Below are 16,694 nucleotides of genomic sequence, written 5' to 3'. Positions count from 1 at the left end.
TCTTATTTAGATTGGGAATTAGATACGGTTTCCAAATCCAGTTTGGAAAGCTCGTGTACGATTTGTTTGATATCTACTCCGAATTTCTCGAAGACGTAATTCCGTGCCAGATCGTAGCGCACTATATCGATATTAAAATTAATTCTTGCTTGGGCGACTTGCAGTTCTGCTTGGATCAGTCCATCCAAAGCCGACTTTACTACGACTGCAGTGAATCTTCCTTGGCTGAATCTTAACTGAACGCCTTGGTAGAATTTCTCTGCTTCTTCTCTTTGTTTAGTAGCTGTCTCTAAGAGTTCGGCACCGGCAACGATGGAATTGTATCTATTCTCTAACTCTTCTTTGATCTGAGCCTTTAGATCCGCTTCCTGTTTCTCCAACGTCTCTACTTTGAATTTCGCGTCTCTGATATCCGTTTTGATCCCGATATCGAAGAGCGGATAAGAGAGAGCGATCCCTAAGGTCTTTTCAGGATAACGAAAGGACATCATTCCCGTCTCTGGATTCACATAGTTTTGCATCGGGTTCAGGAAGGTCTGTCCTCTTGTGGAGTAACTTCCCGTAACCTTTAGAGAAGGCATATCTTCTGCTTGCTTGATCCTGAGTTCTACTTCTGCGATCTCTCTTTGGCGAGCCAAGTTTCTGAGATCTATCCTATGCTCCAAAGCGTATTTATAATCCCTTTCCGGATTGATATCGGTAGGGACTTTTTCATGAAGATCGGTGATCCCGGCTACTTTAGAGCTCGGATCCACGTTCAATACTCGGATCAGATTCCGTTCCGATTCGGCTCTGGAGAGTCTCGCTCTTTCCAAGCTATTCTCAGTCTGGGTAAGAGCACTTGTCCATTGATTCACTTCGAAAGATTCGGAGAGGCCTAGGTTTCTTTTGCGAATGGTAAGGTCGCGGATATTTCGAGTGTTTTTCTCTAACTTCTCGAAAGTGGCTACCTGAGAATCATAAACACTTAAGGTCCAATAATCCACCAGGGTCTTGACCACAAGTTGGGAAAGTATATCTACAAGTTCATCCCTGCGAATGACTGCGTTTTGTTTTAGGACTTTTTGTCTGTCCTTCTCCGTTTCCCCAAAGGAATATTTCAAGAACTCCTGGGCCAGGGTAACGGTCAGAGCATCCGTGTATTGAGGAGGAGCCGCAAGAAGAGGGCCTACGGCGCCAAGCCTTGAGGCAGAGGCAGCGGTCTCGAATGCGTTCGAGTCAAAGCGTGTATGGCTCAATTCCATACTGAAGAAGGTCTGGGTCTGGAATTGCTTCTGAAATCCCATAGCGATCCGGTCGTTTGAAATCTTTTGACCGTTCAATACGTTATTATTGTTATTCGGTAATGTTGTTTTTGTTTTCGAAATAGAGCCGACCAGCGTCCATGCATATTGAGATAGATTTTTTAACTCGGCAGAGTCCGCTTTCACGAAATCCATTTTCGCGTTCTTAACTGTGAGGTTATTATCGAGAACGAAATTGACCGCTTCTCTTAAGGTAAGCTTCACGATCCGCGGTTGATTATGAAGAGAAGTTCCAAGATCCTGCGCGAAGGAAACAGAAGGCATGCTAAAGGCTCCGACCAGAAAAAGCCGTAGATAGAATTTCCTTACGAAAGGAATAGCTGAGAGCCTGGGCATGCGCAGTGAACTTCCTACGTGGCATGGTTTTTGTTTTGGAAGAATTTGCCAAATCGAAAAATCGAATCTCAAAGTCTAACACAACGGAAATAGATGAAAACTCCCGACAAGAAATTGAACCGACTTGCGTCTGAAAAAAGTCCGTATCTATTGCAACATGCATCGAACCCGGTCGACTGGTTTCCTTGGTCGGATGAAGCATTCTCCAAGGCTAAATCGGAGAATAAAATGATCTTTCTCTCGATAGGTTATGCCACTTGCCATTGGTGCCATGTAATGGAGAGAGAATCGTTTGAGGACGAAACCACGGCTGCATTCTTAAACCAGGATTACGTTTCTATTAAAGTAGATCGGGAAGAAAGACCCGATGTGGATCGCATCTATATGGACGCGTTGCACGCCATGGGCCAACAAGGAGGATGGCCCTTGAATATGTTCCTTACCCCGGAAGGCAAACCCATCACTGGGGGCACGTATTTTCCGCCGGAACCAAAGTATGGAAGAAAGAGTTTTAAAGAAGTATTGAGCATACTGAACGGGCTTTGGAAAGAGAAGAAGGGAGAGTTACTCGAGGCCTCCGAAGAGTTGGCAAAATACCTGAGGGAATCCGGAGAGACCAAAGCCTCCGAAGGATCTAAAGGCATAGATCTCCCGTCTACAGCCTGCTTCGAGAACGGATTTTTATTATACGATCGGTTCTATGATCATGAGTATGGCGGCTTCAAGTCCAACTCGGTGAATAAGTTCCCGCCAAGCATGGGACTCTTCTTTCTATTAAGATATTATAAATCAACGGGAGAACCAAAGGCCCTTGAAATGGTAGAAGAAACCCTGACTGCTATGAAGAAGGGTGGGATCTACGACCAGATCGGTGGAGGGCTTTGCAGATACTCTACGGATCATCATTGGCTCGTTCCACATTTCGAAAAAATGCTCTATGACAATTCCTTATTCTTAGAAGCGTTAGTGGAATGTTTCCAAGCTACGGGAGAAGAGAAATATAAGGACGCAGCTTACGATGTGATCGAATACCTGCACAGAGATATGAGACTTCCCGGTGGAGGGATCGCTAGCGCAGAGGATGCCGACTCCGAAGGAGAAGAAGGGCTCTTCTATCTATGGGACAAGCATGAATTCAGAGAAGTTTGCGGGTCGGACTCTTCTCTCTTAGAGAATTATTGGAATATATCGGAAGAAGGGAATTTCGAAGAGAAGAATATACTTCATGAAACTTTCCGTATGAATTTCTCTAGACTTCACGGTTTGGAACCGAGCGAACTGCAGGAGATCATTAGTCGAAATCGCAAGAAATTATTGGAGAAGAGATCGGAAAGGATCCGTCCTCTTCGGGATGATAAGGTATTATTCTCCTGGAATTGTCTCTATATCAAGGCAGTTGCAAAGGCCGCCCTGGCGTTCGGGGATGGAGATCTACTTGGTGACGCAGAAGAAACGTATAAATTCTTGGAAGCGAACCTGATCCGAGAAGATGGACGTTTGCTTAGAAGATTTAGAGAAGGGGAAGCAAGGTTCCTTGCGTATAGCACCGACTATGCGGAGTTCGTGCTTGCCTCCATTTCTTTGTTCCAGGCAGGAAAGGGTTACCACTATCTGCAGAATGCGATCCGGTATTTGGAAGAAGCGATCCGATTATTCATCAGTCCTTCCGGGGTATTCTTTGATTCCGGTTCCGACTCGGAGACCTTGCTTAGAAGGACCGTGGACGGATATGACGGGGTGGAACCTTCTTCCAATAGTTCGTTTGCATTGGCATTCGTGCTCCTGGCAAAACTAGGAATAGACTCCGATCGATACTTTCAATATGCGGATTCTATATTCACTTATTTTAAAGAAGAATTGGAATCCTATCCGATGAATTATCCTTACATGCTTTCCGCATTTTGGCTCAGAAGATCTCCCGGAAAGGAATTGGTGGTGGTCTATTCAAGCCAACAAGATCTTCTTCCGATCTGGAAGGGAGTGGGCTCGGTCTTCTTACCGGAAACTGTACTTGCTTGGGTAACCGATAAGGAAGCAGAAGCCAACGGAGATCAATTCTTACTATTGAAGAACAGGACTTCCGGTGGCGGGGTCAAGGCGTATCTATGCCAAGGATTCGAATGCGATCTTCCTGTGAGTGACTGGGCCGAGTTGAGAGAAAAACTGGTTTAGTCAGTCCAGCTCTATTCTTTCCGCATCTCTCCAGAGACGGTCTAGATTATAATATTCTCTCTTTTCCGGGGTCATGATATGGATAATGAATTCGCCATAGTCGAGCAGAGTCCATCCGGAAGAACTAGAGGCCCCGGTCTTATCTGTTTCCTTATGAGGAAGTTTGAAACCTTTCAGAGCCTTCTTGATCTCTCTTGCGACCGCATTTGCCTGCACCGCGGAGTTCACAGTACAAATTAAGAAAAAGCTTAAGTAAGAATGCACCGCTTCTAAGTTCAAAATTGCGATCTCTTCGCATTTCTTATCAGTCATGATCTTATGGACTGTCTTTAGGATCTCTAATGTGGCTTGGGGTGGATGTTTCGGAGCAGGGGTCATATATTATTTTTTCGGTTCTATATCGGAGCCTAAAAGCACTGTTGCATCTAAGCCTAAATCCTTTCTTAATGAATGGTATACCTTGGTTTTTTCCAAGATAGAGGAGATCTTATCGGAGACGGCGGTATTTCCGGAACGATCCAGGATGATCGTCTTTTCTATATCTTTCGTCCAGGCATTATCCACGGAAAGCACCTTGATCCTCTTATCCGCAAGAATGCTTCGCACATCCTTTGCAAGTCCGGGCACTTCTGTTCCGTTCAATACCTCTGTCCTTGCAAATTCTCCGTCGGCAAAGATCTCGGAAGATACATCTTTATGAAATTTCCTTAATGCAATAGATGCGCGGGCAGGATCCGCCTTTAGGAATAAGCGTCTTGTCTTAGGGTCCAAGGCTGGTTCTCCAGGAAGTTCCGTGATCCCGAATGTAAGTCTATGAGAGGTCAGATACTTGAGAAGGGCATAAAAATCCTCCTTAGTTAGATCCGAGTCCAATAGTCCGTATACGAATTCGGACCAAAACGAATTCAGAAGATCCTTATTCTCATACAAAGTCTCGTAAAGGGAAAGAACCGCGCTCTCTTGTCTACTGATGCGATCCAAGTAGTCCAAGGTTTCCTTCTTGTCCATAAAGGAAATATAATCGTACGCGTCTTCTCCCGAATAGGCATACATCCCGGGAGAGCGCACATAAGAAGGAGAATTACGAATGGTCCGGTTGTCCGTATACAATACCATTCCGCCCAAAAGATCCACGATACGAATAAAGGAAGATGCGTTTACCTTGATCGTATAATGAGGCTTGGCGCCAAGGATATCTTGGATTGCATCCTTTGCGGTAGAAGTAGCCTTGGACTTGAGCTGCTCCAAACTATCGTCCGGATCCTCGAACGTAGTGATCGGATGTAAGAAGAATAAACCGGCCCTTTCTTGCGAAGGAAATAGGGTAGCTAGAAACCCGAACTCATACACATCGTCGTTGCCGACCGCATGTACTAAAATATGGATCGGTTTGCCTGAGCTGATCTTTTCGTCCAGACCAGTCCTTCGGATATTCCGGAATAGAAAGAAAATGAATGCGATTAATAGAAACCCGGATGCGATCCAAAGAACGAAAAGTGGAAAGGGTCTAGTCGGTTTAGAGGGACTCAAATCAAAGCCTCGAATCCCATTCAGAACATAAAAACAAGTCTGTCAATTGGATAATTTTCCCAAGGCAAAATGATACATGGCGATCGTTCGAGGATGGATCTCTTTCTTATGATCCAGAAGGTTTTGCATCGTATGCTTTGCCTTATTCAAAACGGCAGAGTATAGATTCTCCTTTGCCTCTCTTCTCCAATCGGAATAAACGGGTTGTCTTTCCGCAAAATCCGAACCCAAGAAATCGGAAGCATAAAGAATACACTCCAGAAGACTCAGATCTTTCCCACCCAAGGTATGATGACGTACCGCACCCAAAACGGACTCTCTCTTGAGCCCAAACTCCGTTTCTAAAAAATGCGCTCCGGAGCGAGAATGCCAAGCTGCTTCCGGAAGGTTCGGCGATTCCGAATCTCCCACCTTATCAAATAATGCCAGATGGAATTCTTTCGTTTTCTGCTTCGTAATATCGTGAACGATCCCGGATAGATACGCTTCTTCCGAGAATTGAGGAGCATGGATCTGGGCTAGCTCCTTTGCGATCTCCGCAACTCGGATGCTATGCTCCCAACGAGTGTGAGTGATCTCCTTAGGAACGATGTCCCAAAAAAATTGGATCTGAGCCTGTACAGTTTCCGTGGTCATTCGATTATTCCGTTACGTAGCATTCTTTTTCTAGAATAAGTTCCCAAACCTCTTGAGAAAGAACGGAAGGTTTTTCCTTCTTATGAATAGACTCGGTTAGATTGGATCTTAGCTCTACGGAAGCAGCCTCTACGATCGGATTATCTAAGAAAAGGATCTTGTCCTGGTACTCTTTTAGTTCTGGGTTGAGAGGGATGGATACTGAAAATCTACGAAACACAAGAAGAAGATGGATCTGATCCAAAATGGTTTCCCAATTTCTCCATTTATGGAACCCGGAATAATTATCCTCTCCGATCAGAAGAGCCAGTTTGGAATTCGGTCTCTCTTTCGATAGTTCCGCCAAGGTCTCGTCCGTATAATTGGATTTACCTTGTTGGAGTTCCCACTCCCAGATCCTGGTCTTAGGAAGTTTATGGAACTGAGCTTGTACTAAGGCTAGAACGTCCTCCGGAGAAGCCTTCTTTCCTTGTTTCCAAGGAGAAGTGAAATTCGGGATGACCACCAATTCTTCCGCATTCGGGAAATTCTTCCAAAAGTTTTCCGCGATTCCCAAATGTCCTAGATGAGGAGGGTCGAAGCTTCCTCCAAAAACACCGATCAATTGAGAGGAACTCATAAAGAGAGATCCGATCAGCCTCGGACCTGACCTTCTCCCTCTGCGTAAGTAGTTGTGGTTGTTAAATGAATTAAGCCCATAGGACCTCTTACATGCAACTTGCCTGTGGAGATGCCGACTTCAGCACCTAATCCGAATTCTCCTCCATCATGAAAGCGTGTGGAGATATTCACAAACAGAGCAGCAGAATCCAATGACCGAGTAAAGAAATTCGCAGCGGAAATATCTTCTGTTACGATCGCTTCCGTATGACCGGAGCTTGTCACTTCTATGAATTCGATCGCTTCTTGGATATGATCTACGGTCTTTACGGAGAACCTTAAGTCCAAGAATTCTTCCATATAATCTTGGTCGGTAACTGCCTGTCCCTTCGGATAGATCGCAAGTGATCTAGGATCCAGAAGAAGTTGCACTCCTTTGGCAGCCAGTTCTTCCAGAAGTTCCTTGGTATAAGGATATTCGGAATGTATGACCAGATTTTCCGCTGCGTTACAAACTCCGGGTCTTTGCACCTTGGAATTGATCGCGATCGGAACCACTTTCTTGGGATCCGCAGACTTATCTATGTACAGATTCACGACTCCCTTGTCATGCTTCACGACGGGAATGAGAGAATTCTCGGAGACGAATCGGATCAGACCTTCTCCACCTCTAGGCACCACAATATCAATATAAGAGGTCTGTTTTAGAAAGGGGACCATATACTCTCTCTCGGTACGGTCCACAAAAGTAACTGCGTTAGGCGGAAGACCAGCTTCCTTCAGGCAATCCTGAAAGATCTGAGCGAGGATCGTATTCGAATGGATCGCTTCGGAACCGCCTCTTAAGATACAAGCATTGCCGGACTTAAAGGAAAGCGCTCCCACATCGATGGTCACGTTGGGTCTAGATTCGTAGATGACCATTACAACGCCAAGAGGTACTCTCTTCGTGTTCAATCGGATCCCGTTAGGAAGAGTTAGTCCTCTAACCGTTTCTCCTACTGGATCCGGAAGAGACTTGATCTCCAGAACTGCCTTGGACAGTCCTTGGATCCTTTTTTCATCTAAGGTGAGTCGATCGAGTAATGCGGAGGAAAGACCCTTTGACTTTCCGGCTTCTAGATCTTTTGCATTCTCTTTTAGGGTCTCTTCTTTTCTGGAAAGGAGAGAGGAGGCGAGTCTTTCCAATACCTGATCCTTTTGAGAAGAGCTCAAAGAACGGATCTGTCTATAAGCGGATTTTGCTTCCTTGCAAAGTCCTTCCACATATGCCGATTCGGTGGATCTCTGGATCATTCGTGACCTCCGTTGCGCTTGGCCCGGAGGATGGATTTGATCTCTTCCTCCGAAAAGCTTTTCTCTTTTCCATTCGAGAATACTAATGTACCGAGTGTATTCGTTTCTAAAAACCTGCGCACGCAATTTTTAGAATTCCCATCCACGATCCCGCAAGGAATTCCGGCCTCGTTCAGGATGGAAGCCGCTTTGAGCTTTGTATACATTCCCCCGGTGCCTGGGCCGCTTGGGCCGCCGGCTTGGGACAATTCTTCTTCTCCCACTCTTTGTAAGAAGGATACAAGCTTGCCGTCTTTTAAAAAACCTTCCACTCCGGTGAGAATGATCAGAAGATCAGCTTCTACGATTAGACTGACTATGGCGGAAAGAACGTCGTTATCCCCGAATTTTACTTCGTCCGTGGCAACGGAATCGTTCTCGTTCACGATAGGAAGGATGCCCCATTGCAAAAGTTGCCCGAATGTATTCTTGAGGTTCTTGAAACCTTCTCCGGTCTCTATGTCCATGACACCGAACAGGATCTGAGCGATCGGGATATTTACCTTAGAGAAGAAACTATCGTATAAGTTCACTAAGCGGTTTTGGCCCACCGCTGCCAATGCTTGCTTTTCGGGAAGGGACTCTCCGGCATCCTTGAAATTAGAAAGAGTAGCTAAAAGTTTTCTCCCTCTGGCGATCGCTCCGGAGGAGACGATGATGACTTCCTTGCCAAGGTCGCGAAGGTGTCGGATATCGGAGACAAGATTGAAAAGGAAATCGTTCACTTCTTCTTCCGAACCGGAAAGACGAGCAGAGCCGATCTTGATCACGATCTTCTTAGAGGATCGTATCCTCGCGTCGTAATCTTTTCTATTCATCCGAACCTTCTTTGTTCCGATCGGTCGACTCCAAAGCTTCCCATTCCTTTTTGAAGAATGTCTCATCCATGGTTTCCAATAGTTTTTCGAGATTCAGTCCTTCTTGAGCGGAAATAGGAACCACTTTTCCGAGTGAAGAAACGGATTCCAGTACCTCTTGGGTAAAACTTTGGTCTTCCCAAACATCTATCTTATTCAAAACGATCAGATGGGGACGATTCAGTAATTCAGGGTTGTATGTCTGCAATTCTGCTTGTAGCATCTTAAAATCGCTTTTGATGTCCAGAGCACTTGCATCAAAAACATATAATATACCTTTTACTCTTTCTATATGTCTTAAGAAGGAGAGGCCGAGACCGATCCCTTTGCTTGCGCCTTCTACAATGCCAGGAATATCTGCGATCGTATAACGATAGATATCTCCTTTGCGTTTCACTACTCCTAGATTGGGAGAGAGAGTAGTAAATGCGTAGCCCGCGATCTTAGGGTGAGCCTCGGTGATCTTAGAGAGAAGGGTAGACTTGCCTGCATTCGGAAGACCTACGATGCCTACGTCTGCAAGAAGTTTCAAGCTCAAGCGAAGATGTTTGTATTCTCCGTCTTCTCCTGGTTGGGAGAATTTAGGTGTCTGGTGAGTGGAGGATTTGAAATGGGTATTTCCTTTTCCTCCACGGCCTCCCTTGACCACGAGGAATTCCATGTCTTCCTTTATGAAATCGTAAAGTAGTTCTCCGCTTTCCTCGTCGTAGACTTGGGTGCCCAGAGGAACCTGGAGGATGAGATCTTCTCCCTTCTTACCAGACCTTTCGTTCCCTTCGCCTGGAAAACCGTCCTGTCCTCGGAACCTTCTCTTGGTGAGATAGCGATCCAGGGTTACCATGGAGAGATTCGTCCGAAGAAGGATATTTCCTCCTACGCCTCCGTCTCCACCGTCGGGACCACCGAATTCTACGTATTTCTCACGACGAAAATGCATGGAGCCCGCGCCGCCATGGCCTGCGGTGACTTCTATTAGCACTTCATCTATGAATTTTTCCATTGGTCAGGTCCTAAAATAAAAAAAGAAAGGCGCTCGAGGAAAATTCCCCGGAAGGCCTTTCTTTTTCCACGCACTAAAAATAAGTATTTTAAATGCTTATTTCGGGTAAACGGAAACTTGAACTTTTGTCTTAGAGACGTGTTCAAACTTCACGTGACCTTCTACTAGAGAATATAGAGTGTGATCTTTACCGACGCCTACGTTTTTGCCTGCGTTCAGTCTAGTTCCTCTTTGACGAACAAGGATATTGCCCGCTAAAACCAATTCTCCTCCGAAACGCTTTACACCCAGACGTTTGGATTGGGAATCACGACCGTTTTTGGAAGAACCGCCACCTTTCTTATGTGCCATGTTTATTCTCCTATGAGTTCTATTTCAGAAGGATATTGTTCCTTCAAATTTTCCAATCCGCTTCTTATCAGAGCAAAGCTCGTAAGAACGATCGGATCTTTTTTCCTTTCGGAGCGGATCTTAAAGTTTAAGAGACCGTCCCCGATTGCCGCTTCTTCTGTAAACCCTTCCTGATGTAAATGCAGGTAAAGAGTTTGGACGAGTACTCCGACAGCGGCGCAGAGAAGATTTTCTCCCTTGGACCCGTGCATCTTCGAAGCATGCCCGGAAGATTCCAAACCAAGGATCTCTTCTCCTTTTCGGAGTATTCGGATTCGGATCAAACTGCCGAAAGAGAAACTACCTTAACTTTTTGTAGTTTTTGTCTGTGTCCCCAGGTCTTTTGGTAGTTCTTACGTTTCTTATAAACGTATCCGTGAACCTTTTCCCCTTTCACGTCTTCTATGACTTTCAAGGAAACCTTTGCAGATTTCAGTTCAGGAGATCCGATATGGACCTTATTATTTTCAGCAAATAAAAGTACCTTAGCGTCGAAGGTTTCACCGGCGTTCTTTCCGGTCTTTTCAGTCAGGAATTCTAGATCCTGAGTAACTTTAAATTGTCGATTGCCGACAGAGATGATCGCGAACATCGTTTTAAGGCCTAATTTTCTCGAGTTTTGACCAGTTTTGCTCGAGAGTGGACCATGTCAAGTGGTTTGAAGGGGTTATTCTGTAACTTCCCCCATGCGTAAGCAAGCCCGTTTGGCCGGCTTTTCCAAGCTGGACTTCGAATTTTGGATTAAGTCTTGCTCTCTTGCCGGATGAGAAAAATCTCATTGTCTAAAGATTGAGGCACTATGAGATACCTTACTTCCAAACAAAAAGACCTGGGCGATTCATTTATCGTAAGAAGGATCCTTCCTCAAATAGAGGCCCGTTCTGTGGGACCATTCGTCTTCTTGGATCATATGGGCCCTGTTCCGATCCACGCAGGAACGGAGCTAGTCGTTCGGCCTCATCCTCATATCGGCCTAGCAACAGTCACTTATCTTTACGATGGGGTCATTACTCATAGGGACAGTATCGGGATGGTAGAAGATATCCGTCCTTTCGAGGTGAATTGGATGACCGCAGGATCCGGGATCGTTCATAGCGAAAGATCCAAATTGGATCCGGAATATTCTATCTTAGAAGGCATCCAGACCTGGGTGGCCTTACCAAAGGAATTCGAAGAGACTTCTCCTGAATTCTTTCATTATAGCCAGGACCAATTGCCTGTACTGAGCGGGGGAGGTTGGGAACTTCGCTTAATAGCAGGCTCATTCATGGGGGAAGTGTCCCCGGTTAAGGTATATTCTCCCTTATTCTATGCGGACCTGGAGGTAGAGGCCGGAGCAGAAGTGGAACTTCCGGTCCCTCCCGACCAAGAAGGAGGGATCTATGTGGCTCGAGGAAAGGCGGACGCAGAGGGAAGGATCGTTTCCATAGGCGATATGGCTATCTATCCTAAGGGAGGAAGCGTAAAGTTCCGGGCAGAAGAGGCGTCTCGGATCGTGCTCTTAGGAGGGACCCCTCTTTCAACACCGAGACATATGTATTGGAACTTTGTATCTAGCTCCTTGGAAAGAATCGAACAGGCCAAGTTAGATTGGAGAGAGGACAGGTTCGCTCATGTTCCCGGAGAGAAGGAAAGGATCCCATTGCCGGAATAGTAAACTCCATCAATAAGCGATACATTGGCCTATGCTTGTCATCGCAATGAAAAGAATTTCCTAAAATTCCACCTTGTCACCCTGGCCCTTCCGTAAATTTTGGTCATAGCATGGAAATCCGCAATATCGCCATTATCGCACACGTTGACCACGGTAAGACTACCCTCTTGGACGGCATTTTACGCCAAACTGGAGCCGTTACGGCTAAAGAAGACGGGGAAAGGATCATGGATCATAACGATCTCGAAAAAGAAAAAGGGATCACGATCAAGGCCAAGAATACCGCAGTTGTTTATAAAGGAACTCGAATCAATGTGGTGGATACTCCGGGACACGCGGACTTCGGAGGAGAAGTGGAACGAGTGCTTTCCACGGCGGATTCCTGCTTGTTGCTTGTGGATGCATTCGATGGACCTATGCCTCAAACGAGATTCGTATTGGGCAAGTCCCTTCAGTTGGGCCATAAGCCTATTCTAGTCATCAATAAGATCGATCGAGACGGAGCTCGTCCGGACGCGGTTGTGGACATGACCTTCGACCTATTCAGCGATTTGGGAGCTACCGACGAGCAGTTGGATTTTCCGATCATCTATGCTTCTGCAAAGCAAGGCTGGGCAGTAAATAAGTTAGAAGATGCTCCTGGAACAAACCTGGATCCTCTTTTGGACATGGTGCTTTCTCATGTTCCTCCGGTGAAAGCGAATATAGACGCGGCACTTCAATTCCAAGTCACTTCACTGGATTATAACGATTACGTGGGCCGTATCGCGATCGGTAAGATCTATAACGGAAAGCTCCAAAGAGGAATGAGCGTGGTGCAAGTCTCTCCGAAGCAAAACGGAAGGGATGAGAGCCAAATACTCAAAGTAACGAAATTATACAACTTCGAAGGTCTCAAACGAAACGAGATCGAAGAAGCAGAAGCGGGAGACATCGTTGCGATCGCGGGCCTTCCTGATGTGTTCATCGGAGATACGGTTTGCGAGCCAGGAAAACCGGCGGCTATGCCTGCCATCGAGGTAGAAGAGCCTACCGTTTCCATGTTCTTCATGGTAAACAATTCTCCTTTTGCGAGTAAGGAAGGAAAGTTCGTAACCACCAGAAATATTAGAGAGCGCTTGGACAGGGAGTTAGAGACCAACGTGGCAATGCGTTTGGAAGAGACCGAAGACAAGGACCGCTTCAAGATCCTAGGCCGAGGAGAGCTACATCTCTCCGTTCTCATTGAGACAATGAGAAGAGAAGGATTCGAGCTCCAAGTTTCCCGTCCCGAAGTAATCATCAAGAAGGGAGAAAACGGAGAAAAGCTGGAGCCGTACGAATATCTCGTAATGGATCTACCGGACCAATTCACCGGAAGTATCATCGCGGAATTAAACCGTAGAAAAGGCGAACTCCAACTCATGGAAGCCCATCCATCCGGAATGACCCGAGTGGAATTCGTGATCCCAACTAGAGGGATTATTGGATTCAGAGGTTATTTTGTGACGGAGACTAAGGGAGAAGGGGTGATGTCCAGTCGCTTCCTAAGATTCGATCTATACAAGGGTGAGATCCCTGGTAGAAAGAACGGAGCGCTTATCTCCATGGACTCCGGAGACACCACTGGTTACGCACTCTGGAAGATCCAAGAAAGGGGAGAACTACTCATCGATCCTCAAACAGCAGTGTATCCAGGAATGATTATCGGGATCCACAGCAGAGAGAACGATCTCGAGGTGAACCCTGTCCGTGAGAAGAAACTCACCAACGTTCGTTCTTCCGGGGCAGACGAGGCGATCCGCCTGGTCCCTCCTCGCAGATTCAGCTTAGAGCAGAATATCGAGTTCTTGGACGACGATGAATTATTGGAAGTCACTCCTCAGAGCATGAGACTTCGTAAGAAGATCCTGGATCCGAACCTCAGGAAACGTTCCGGGAAATAATTTCAGAACCGTTTTTAAGTCGGGGCAATCAAAAATGCCCTGGCCTGGTGAGAGGGATCATTGCTCCCAATCTTTCCCAAATTGGATCCGAGACGGATCATTCAGAAACGAAAAAACCCGCGAGATTCGCGGGTTTTTTTATTCCTTGGCCTATGGTTGCCGTAGCTTCCCCTATTGGAATGGATCCAGAAGATCATAGATTTTATTTCTTCTTGGAAGTGCCATTGTAACGGTCGATACAATTATTTCTGAATAATATTACATTAGAATTTTAGAATATTCCGATTTTTTATTTTTGATTAAACGATCGTTTTAGTATCATTTTTTCATTTCACTTATAATTCTCTTATTTTCTCAATTGACAATTGAACAGTGTTTTGTATTCCACTTGCTGAACTTGCGTTTAGTTTTGTATGCGTAGGATTCGATAACGAACGTTACGGAATTTTAAATAAAACATTTCGTTCGTTATAAATAAAAAGAGTTCCTTCTCTCTATAGGCCGAAGCCGGAGAGGGCGCTTTAGAGAGAATAGTTTAAAAGGAAGAGGTTAAAGAGAATGTTTCGTACAATGAAACTGTTGGTAGCTGGGATTTTATTCCTAGCGGCGAGTATGGTAAGTGCATCCGGAAGTGGATCTTCAAGTAAACCATTGGCAGGTGCATATCCTATCGTTTTGACTCATGGTATTTTCGGTTGGGGTAAATCCACCGGGATCATCGATTATTGGGGAGGCAATGCGGCCTATTTGACTTCTCAAGGGGCAACCGTTCTAACTCCAACTGTAACTGCTACGGATTCTTCTGCAAACCGCGCGGCTCAGTTGAAAACTGCGATCCAAGTTGCAATGGCGGCGAATAACTATACCGGAAAAGTGCATATCATCGGGCACTCTCAAGGTGGATTGGACGCGAGATATCTCATCTCCAACCTCGGATTCTCCGGCAAAGTGGCTACTTTGACCACTCTGAACACTCCTCACTTGGGTAGCCCAGTTGCGAGCGTGATCGACGCGGTAATCCCTTCTTGGGCTCTTCCTTATGTAGGAACCGTAATCAACACTCTTGTTGGTGTGGTATATGGCCAATCCAGCCAAAACGCAGTAGCAGCTCTGAAGCTACTTACTGTTGCAGGTTCTACTACCTTCAATAATAACACCCCGAACGTTTCCGGATTCAAATACTACTCCTACGGATCTTATATCACTATTGCGGATCTGATCCAACACCCTGCTATGGGACTGTTGGCGCCTATCTGCGGGATCGGTGCTCCTTTCTTCGGACAAAGCGTTCTGAACGACGGAGTGGTTACCGACACCTCTATGAGATGGGGAACCTGGAAAGGCGGTCCTTCTATTCCGATCACTACCACTGGTATCGACCACTTAGAAGCTACAAATGCTCTCTACTTGGGACAGACCTGGTATGATACGAACGGGTACTTCCTGAAAATGGCTCAAAACGCTAAGAGCAATCAATAATAAGAGAAGTTAGTTTAGAGAAGAGAAAGCGTCTCCGAAAGGAGGCGCTTTTTTTATGCCTTCTTCCCTCCTGAAAAATAGTAAGTATACATATAAAAAATGCTTGATTGATAAATATATTTATAATAAGTATACTTATTATAAATAGTAAGCATGCTTACTAAATGGGGTCGATTATGTGGAAGTATGAATATGTGACCGAGGTTTCCGGAATAGATGCCGAATCCCTTTGGAAGGCCAGAGCGGATGTCCGCAATTGGTCTAAATGGGACTCGGACATTGAGTGGACTAGGATAGAGGGAGAGCCGGTCGTAGGAAAAGAATTCCTTCTTAAGCCGAAGGGAGGCTTTACCTGTAAGGCTATTATCACCGAATCGGAAATGCCTTTTGTGTTCGGGGATGTGACTCGTCTTCCTGGGGCTAAAATGAAATTCGTTCACTTCTTCTCTCAAAAGAAGAATGGAACGGAGATCAAGGTGGAGTTGAGTATCACGGGGCCTCTTGGATTTCTCTGGAGAAAGATCATCGGAGAAGAACAGGCCAAGGGTATGAGCGAGGAGATCAGGACCTTCTCCCAATTAGTAAAGGAAGAGAAGAAATGAGCCCAAGATATTGGATCGTAGTCGCTTCTAAAGAACATGCAATGCGAGGGATCTCCGAAGGGATGATCCAAGCATGTCACGGCAAGAAGGGCCCTCTTTCTAGAATGAGAAAGGGGGACTGGGTTCTGGTCTATTCCTCCAAAGAAATCTTTGGAGGTAGTGAGGCTTGTCGTAAATTCACTTCGATCGGTAAGGTATCGGACGATCTGATGTATCCTTTTCAAATGAGCTCGGACTTTTGCCCTTTCCGTAGGAATGTGGAGTATGTGAACGCGAAGGAAGCGGATATTCTTCCTTTGATCCCTTCTCTGGAATTTATCCCGAATAAAAAGTCCTGGGGCTTTCCGTTTCGGACTGGATTCTTGGAGATCGGTCCGAAAGATTTCCTTTTGATCTCGGAAAGGATGGGTGTGAGTGTCCAAGGATAAGGTTTCTAGATACGAAAAATCCGAAGAGAGTCCCGGTTTTTTGCTCTGGCAGGTTACGAATCTCTGGCAGAGAGGGATCCGTAAGGTACTGGAGCCCTTGGGTTTGACACATCCTCAATTCGTTTTACTCACCGTGACTCATTGGCTGGAGACCCACGGAGAGGAAACGACTCAGATCAGGATCGCGGACCAAGCAAAGACGGATCCGATGACCACGTCCCAAGTACTTAGAACTCTAGAAGGTAAGAAGTTCGTGAAACGTTCCGCTCATGGAACGGACACTAGGGCCAAGATCGTTCTCACAACTGCGGAAGGTCAGAAACTTTTAAAGCAAGCCATCCAAGCCGTAGAAGACTTCGATGAGGAATTCTTTACGGTTCTTGGTACGAATCGTAAAGGCTTCCTTTCTAGTTTAGGTATACTCTCTCAGCAATGAGAAATAGATC

Annotated in this window: 18 protein-coding genes; 7 read left to right on the top strand and 11 right to left on the bottom strand. The window is 45.8% G+C overall.

Features of this window, described 5'->3' with window-relative positions; all coding sequences use genetic code 11:
- Nucleotides 1-2: 2 nt before the first annotated feature.
- Complete coding sequence (locus tag EHO57_RS12945) at nt 3-1,568, bottom strand: TolC family protein (protein WP_246050687.1); 1,566 nt, start codon at nt 1,566-1,568, stop codon at nt 3-5.
- Between the two features lie 165 nt (nt 1,569-1,733).
- On the opposite strand from EHO57_RS12945, the gene EHO57_RS12940 reads away from it, so the two are divergent.
- Nucleotides 1,734-3,812, top strand: coding sequence for a thioredoxin domain-containing protein (locus EHO57_RS12940; RefSeq protein WP_135645688.1), 2,079 nt, complete (start codon nt 1,734-1,736; stop codon nt 3,810-3,812).
- Here the strand turns inward: EHO57_RS12940 and rsfS are convergent, their stop codons facing one another.
- The 10 genes from rsfS to rplU all read right to left on the bottom strand — a co-directional run bounded on the left by rsfS (nt 3,813) and on the right by rplU (nt 10,752).
- Nucleotides 3,813-4,190: a ribosome silencing factor gene (gene rsfS / locus EHO57_RS12935; RefSeq protein ID WP_135645689.1), complete on the bottom strand. Its 378-nt coding sequence runs from the start codon at nt 4,188-4,190 to the stop codon at nt 3,813-3,815.
- A 3-nt stretch (nt 4,191-4,193) separates the two neighbouring features.
- Nucleotides 4,194-5,342, bottom strand: a complete 1,149-nt coding sequence (locus EHO57_RS12930; protein WP_135645690.1) for an LCP family protein — start codon at nt 5,340-5,342, stop codon at nt 4,194-4,196.
- Between the two features lie 42 nt (nt 5,343-5,384).
- Entirely contained in the window at nt 5,385-5,978 is a 594-nt protein-coding gene (yqeK, locus tag EHO57_RS12925; RefSeq protein WP_135645691.1) for a bis(5'-nucleosyl)-tetraphosphatase (symmetrical) YqeK, read from the bottom strand.
- Nucleotides 5,979-5,982: 4 nt separating this feature from the next.
- Nucleotides 5,983-6,597, bottom strand: a complete 615-nt coding sequence (gene nadD, locus EHO57_RS12920; RefSeq protein WP_135645692.1) for a nicotinate (nicotinamide) nucleotide adenylyltransferase — start codon at nt 6,595-6,597, stop codon at nt 5,983-5,985.
- Between the two features lie 14 nt (nt 6,598-6,611).
- The gene (locus EHO57_RS12915) at nt 6,612-7,874 is read right to left on the bottom strand and encodes a glutamate-5-semialdehyde dehydrogenase (protein WP_135645693.1); all 1,263 of its coding nucleotides are present in this window, start codon (nt 7,872-7,874) and stop codon (nt 6,612-6,614) included.
- Nucleotides 7,871-8,731: a glutamate 5-kinase gene (proB, locus tag EHO57_RS12910; protein ID WP_135645694.1), complete on the bottom strand. Its 861-nt coding sequence runs from the start codon at nt 8,729-8,731 to the stop codon at nt 7,871-7,873. Before proB ends, EHO57_RS12915 begins: the two co-directional genes overlap by 4 nt.
- Complete coding sequence (gene obgE, locus EHO57_RS12905) at nt 8,724-9,770, bottom strand: GTPase ObgE (protein WP_135645695.1); 1,047 nt, start codon at nt 9,768-9,770, stop codon at nt 8,724-8,726. Before obgE ends, proB begins: the two co-directional genes overlap by 8 nt.
- A gap of 96 nt (nt 9,771-9,866) precedes the next feature.
- Nucleotides 9,867-10,121, bottom strand: coding sequence for a 50S ribosomal protein L27 (rpmA, locus tag EHO57_RS12900; protein ID WP_135645696.1), 255 nt, complete (start codon nt 10,119-10,121; stop codon nt 9,867-9,869).
- A 2-nt stretch (nt 10,122-10,123) separates the two neighbouring features.
- The gene (locus EHO57_RS12895) at nt 10,124-10,444 is read right to left on the bottom strand and encodes a ribosomal-processing cysteine protease Prp (RefSeq protein WP_135645697.1); all 321 of its coding nucleotides are present in this window, start codon (nt 10,442-10,444) and stop codon (nt 10,124-10,126) included.
- Complete coding sequence (gene rplU / locus EHO57_RS12890; protein ID WP_135645698.1) at nt 10,441-10,752, bottom strand: 50S ribosomal protein L21; 312 nt, start codon at nt 10,750-10,752, stop codon at nt 10,441-10,443. Before rplU ends, EHO57_RS12895 begins: the two co-directional genes overlap by 4 nt.
- A 207-nt stretch (nt 10,753-10,959) precedes the next feature.
- On the opposite strand from rplU, the gene EHO57_RS12885 reads away from it, so the two are divergent.
- From EHO57_RS12885 to EHO57_RS12860, 6 genes are all read left to right on the top strand, one after another.
- Complete coding sequence (locus EHO57_RS12885) at nt 10,960-11,814, top strand: pirin family protein (protein ID WP_135645699.1); 855 nt, start codon at nt 10,960-10,962, stop codon at nt 11,812-11,814.
- 110 nt (nt 11,815-11,924) lie between these two features.
- Complete coding sequence (gene typA / locus EHO57_RS12880; protein WP_135645700.1) at nt 11,925-13,739, top strand: translational GTPase TypA; 1,815 nt, start codon at nt 11,925-11,927, stop codon at nt 13,737-13,739.
- 570 nt (nt 13,740-14,309) lie between these two features.
- A complete protein-coding gene (locus EHO57_RS12875) occupies nt 14,310-15,218 on the top strand; it encodes an esterase/lipase family protein (RefSeq protein WP_425460786.1) in 909 nt (302 codons plus the stop codon).
- A 176-nt stretch (nt 15,219-15,394) separates the two neighbouring features.
- Nucleotides 15,395-15,820 carry an SRPBCC family protein gene (locus EHO57_RS12870; RefSeq protein ID WP_135645702.1) on the top strand — a complete coding sequence of 142 codons (426 nt, stop codon included), beginning with the start codon at nt 15,395-15,397 and terminating at the stop codon, nt 15,818-15,820.
- Nucleotides 15,817-16,248, top strand: a complete 432-nt coding sequence (locus EHO57_RS12865) for an EVE domain-containing protein (protein WP_135645703.1) — start codon at nt 15,817-15,819, stop codon at nt 16,246-16,248. Before EHO57_RS12870 ends, EHO57_RS12865 begins: the two co-directional genes overlap by 4 nt.
- Nucleotides 16,235-16,684: a MarR family winged helix-turn-helix transcriptional regulator gene (locus EHO57_RS12860; RefSeq protein ID WP_135645704.1), complete on the top strand. Its 450-nt coding sequence runs from the start codon at nt 16,235-16,237 to the stop codon at nt 16,682-16,684. Before EHO57_RS12865 ends, EHO57_RS12860 begins: the two co-directional genes overlap by 14 nt.
- The last annotated feature ends 10 nt before the right edge of the window (nt 16,685-16,694 follow it).

It is taken from the genome of Leptospira langatensis, from assembly GCF_004770615.1.
Classification (GTDB): Bacteria; Spirochaetota; Leptospiria; order Leptospirales; family Leptospiraceae; genus Leptospira_B; species Leptospira_B langatensis.
The sequence above is the reverse complement of the archived record's forward strand: the minus strand, read 5'-3'. Positions and strand labels throughout refer to the sequence as shown.

Coding starts and splice junctions, on each gene's coding strand:
- EHO57_RS12875 (WP_425460786.1), top strand. CDS start 14,310: ATGAAACTGTTGGTAGCTGGGATTTTATTCCTAGCGGCGAGTATGGTA.
- proB (WP_135645694.1), bottom strand. CDS start 8,731: ATGAATAGAAAAGATTACGACGCGAGGATACGATCCTCTAAGAAGATC.
- rsfS (WP_135645689.1), bottom strand. CDS start 4,190: ATGACCCCTGCTCCGAAACATCCACCCCAAGCCACATTAGAGATCCTA.
- typA (WP_135645700.1), top strand. CDS start 11,925: ATGGAAATCCGCAATATCGCCATTATCGCACACGTTGACCACGGTAAG.
- nadD (WP_135645692.1), bottom strand. CDS start 6,597: ATGAGTTCCTCTCAATTGATCGGTGTTTTTGGAGGAAGCTTCGACCCT.
- rplU (WP_135645698.1), bottom strand. CDS start 10,752: ATGTTCGCGATCATCTCTGTCGGCAATCGACAATTTAAAGTTACTCAG.
- obgE (WP_135645695.1), bottom strand. CDS start 9,770: ATGGAAAAATTCATAGATGAAGTGCTAATAGAAGTCACCGCAGGCCAT.
- EHO57_RS12915 (WP_135645693.1), bottom strand. CDS start 7,874: ATGATCCAGAGATCCACCGAATCGGCATATGTGGAAGGACTTTGCAAG.
- EHO57_RS12865 (WP_135645703.1), top strand. CDS start 15,817: ATGAGCCCAAGATATTGGATCGTAGTCGCTTCTAAAGAACATGCAATG.
- EHO57_RS12885 (WP_135645699.1), top strand. CDS start 10,960: ATGAGATACCTTACTTCCAAACAAAAAGACCTGGGCGATTCATTTATC.
- EHO57_RS12945 (WP_246050687.1), bottom strand. CDS start 1,568: ATGCCTTCTGTTTCCTTCGCGCAGGATCTTGGAACTTCTCTTCATAAT.
- EHO57_RS12870 (WP_135645702.1), top strand. CDS start 15,395: ATGTGGAAGTATGAATATGTGACCGAGGTTTCCGGAATAGATGCCGAA.
- EHO57_RS12940 (WP_135645688.1), top strand. CDS start 1,734: ATGAAAACTCCCGACAAGAAATTGAACCGACTTGCGTCTGAAAAAAGT.
- rpmA (WP_135645696.1), bottom strand. CDS start 10,121: ATGGCACATAAGAAAGGTGGCGGTTCTTCCAAAAACGGTCGTGATTCC.
- yqeK (WP_135645691.1), bottom strand. CDS start 5,978: ATGACCACGGAAACTGTACAGGCTCAGATCCAATTTTTTTGGGACATC.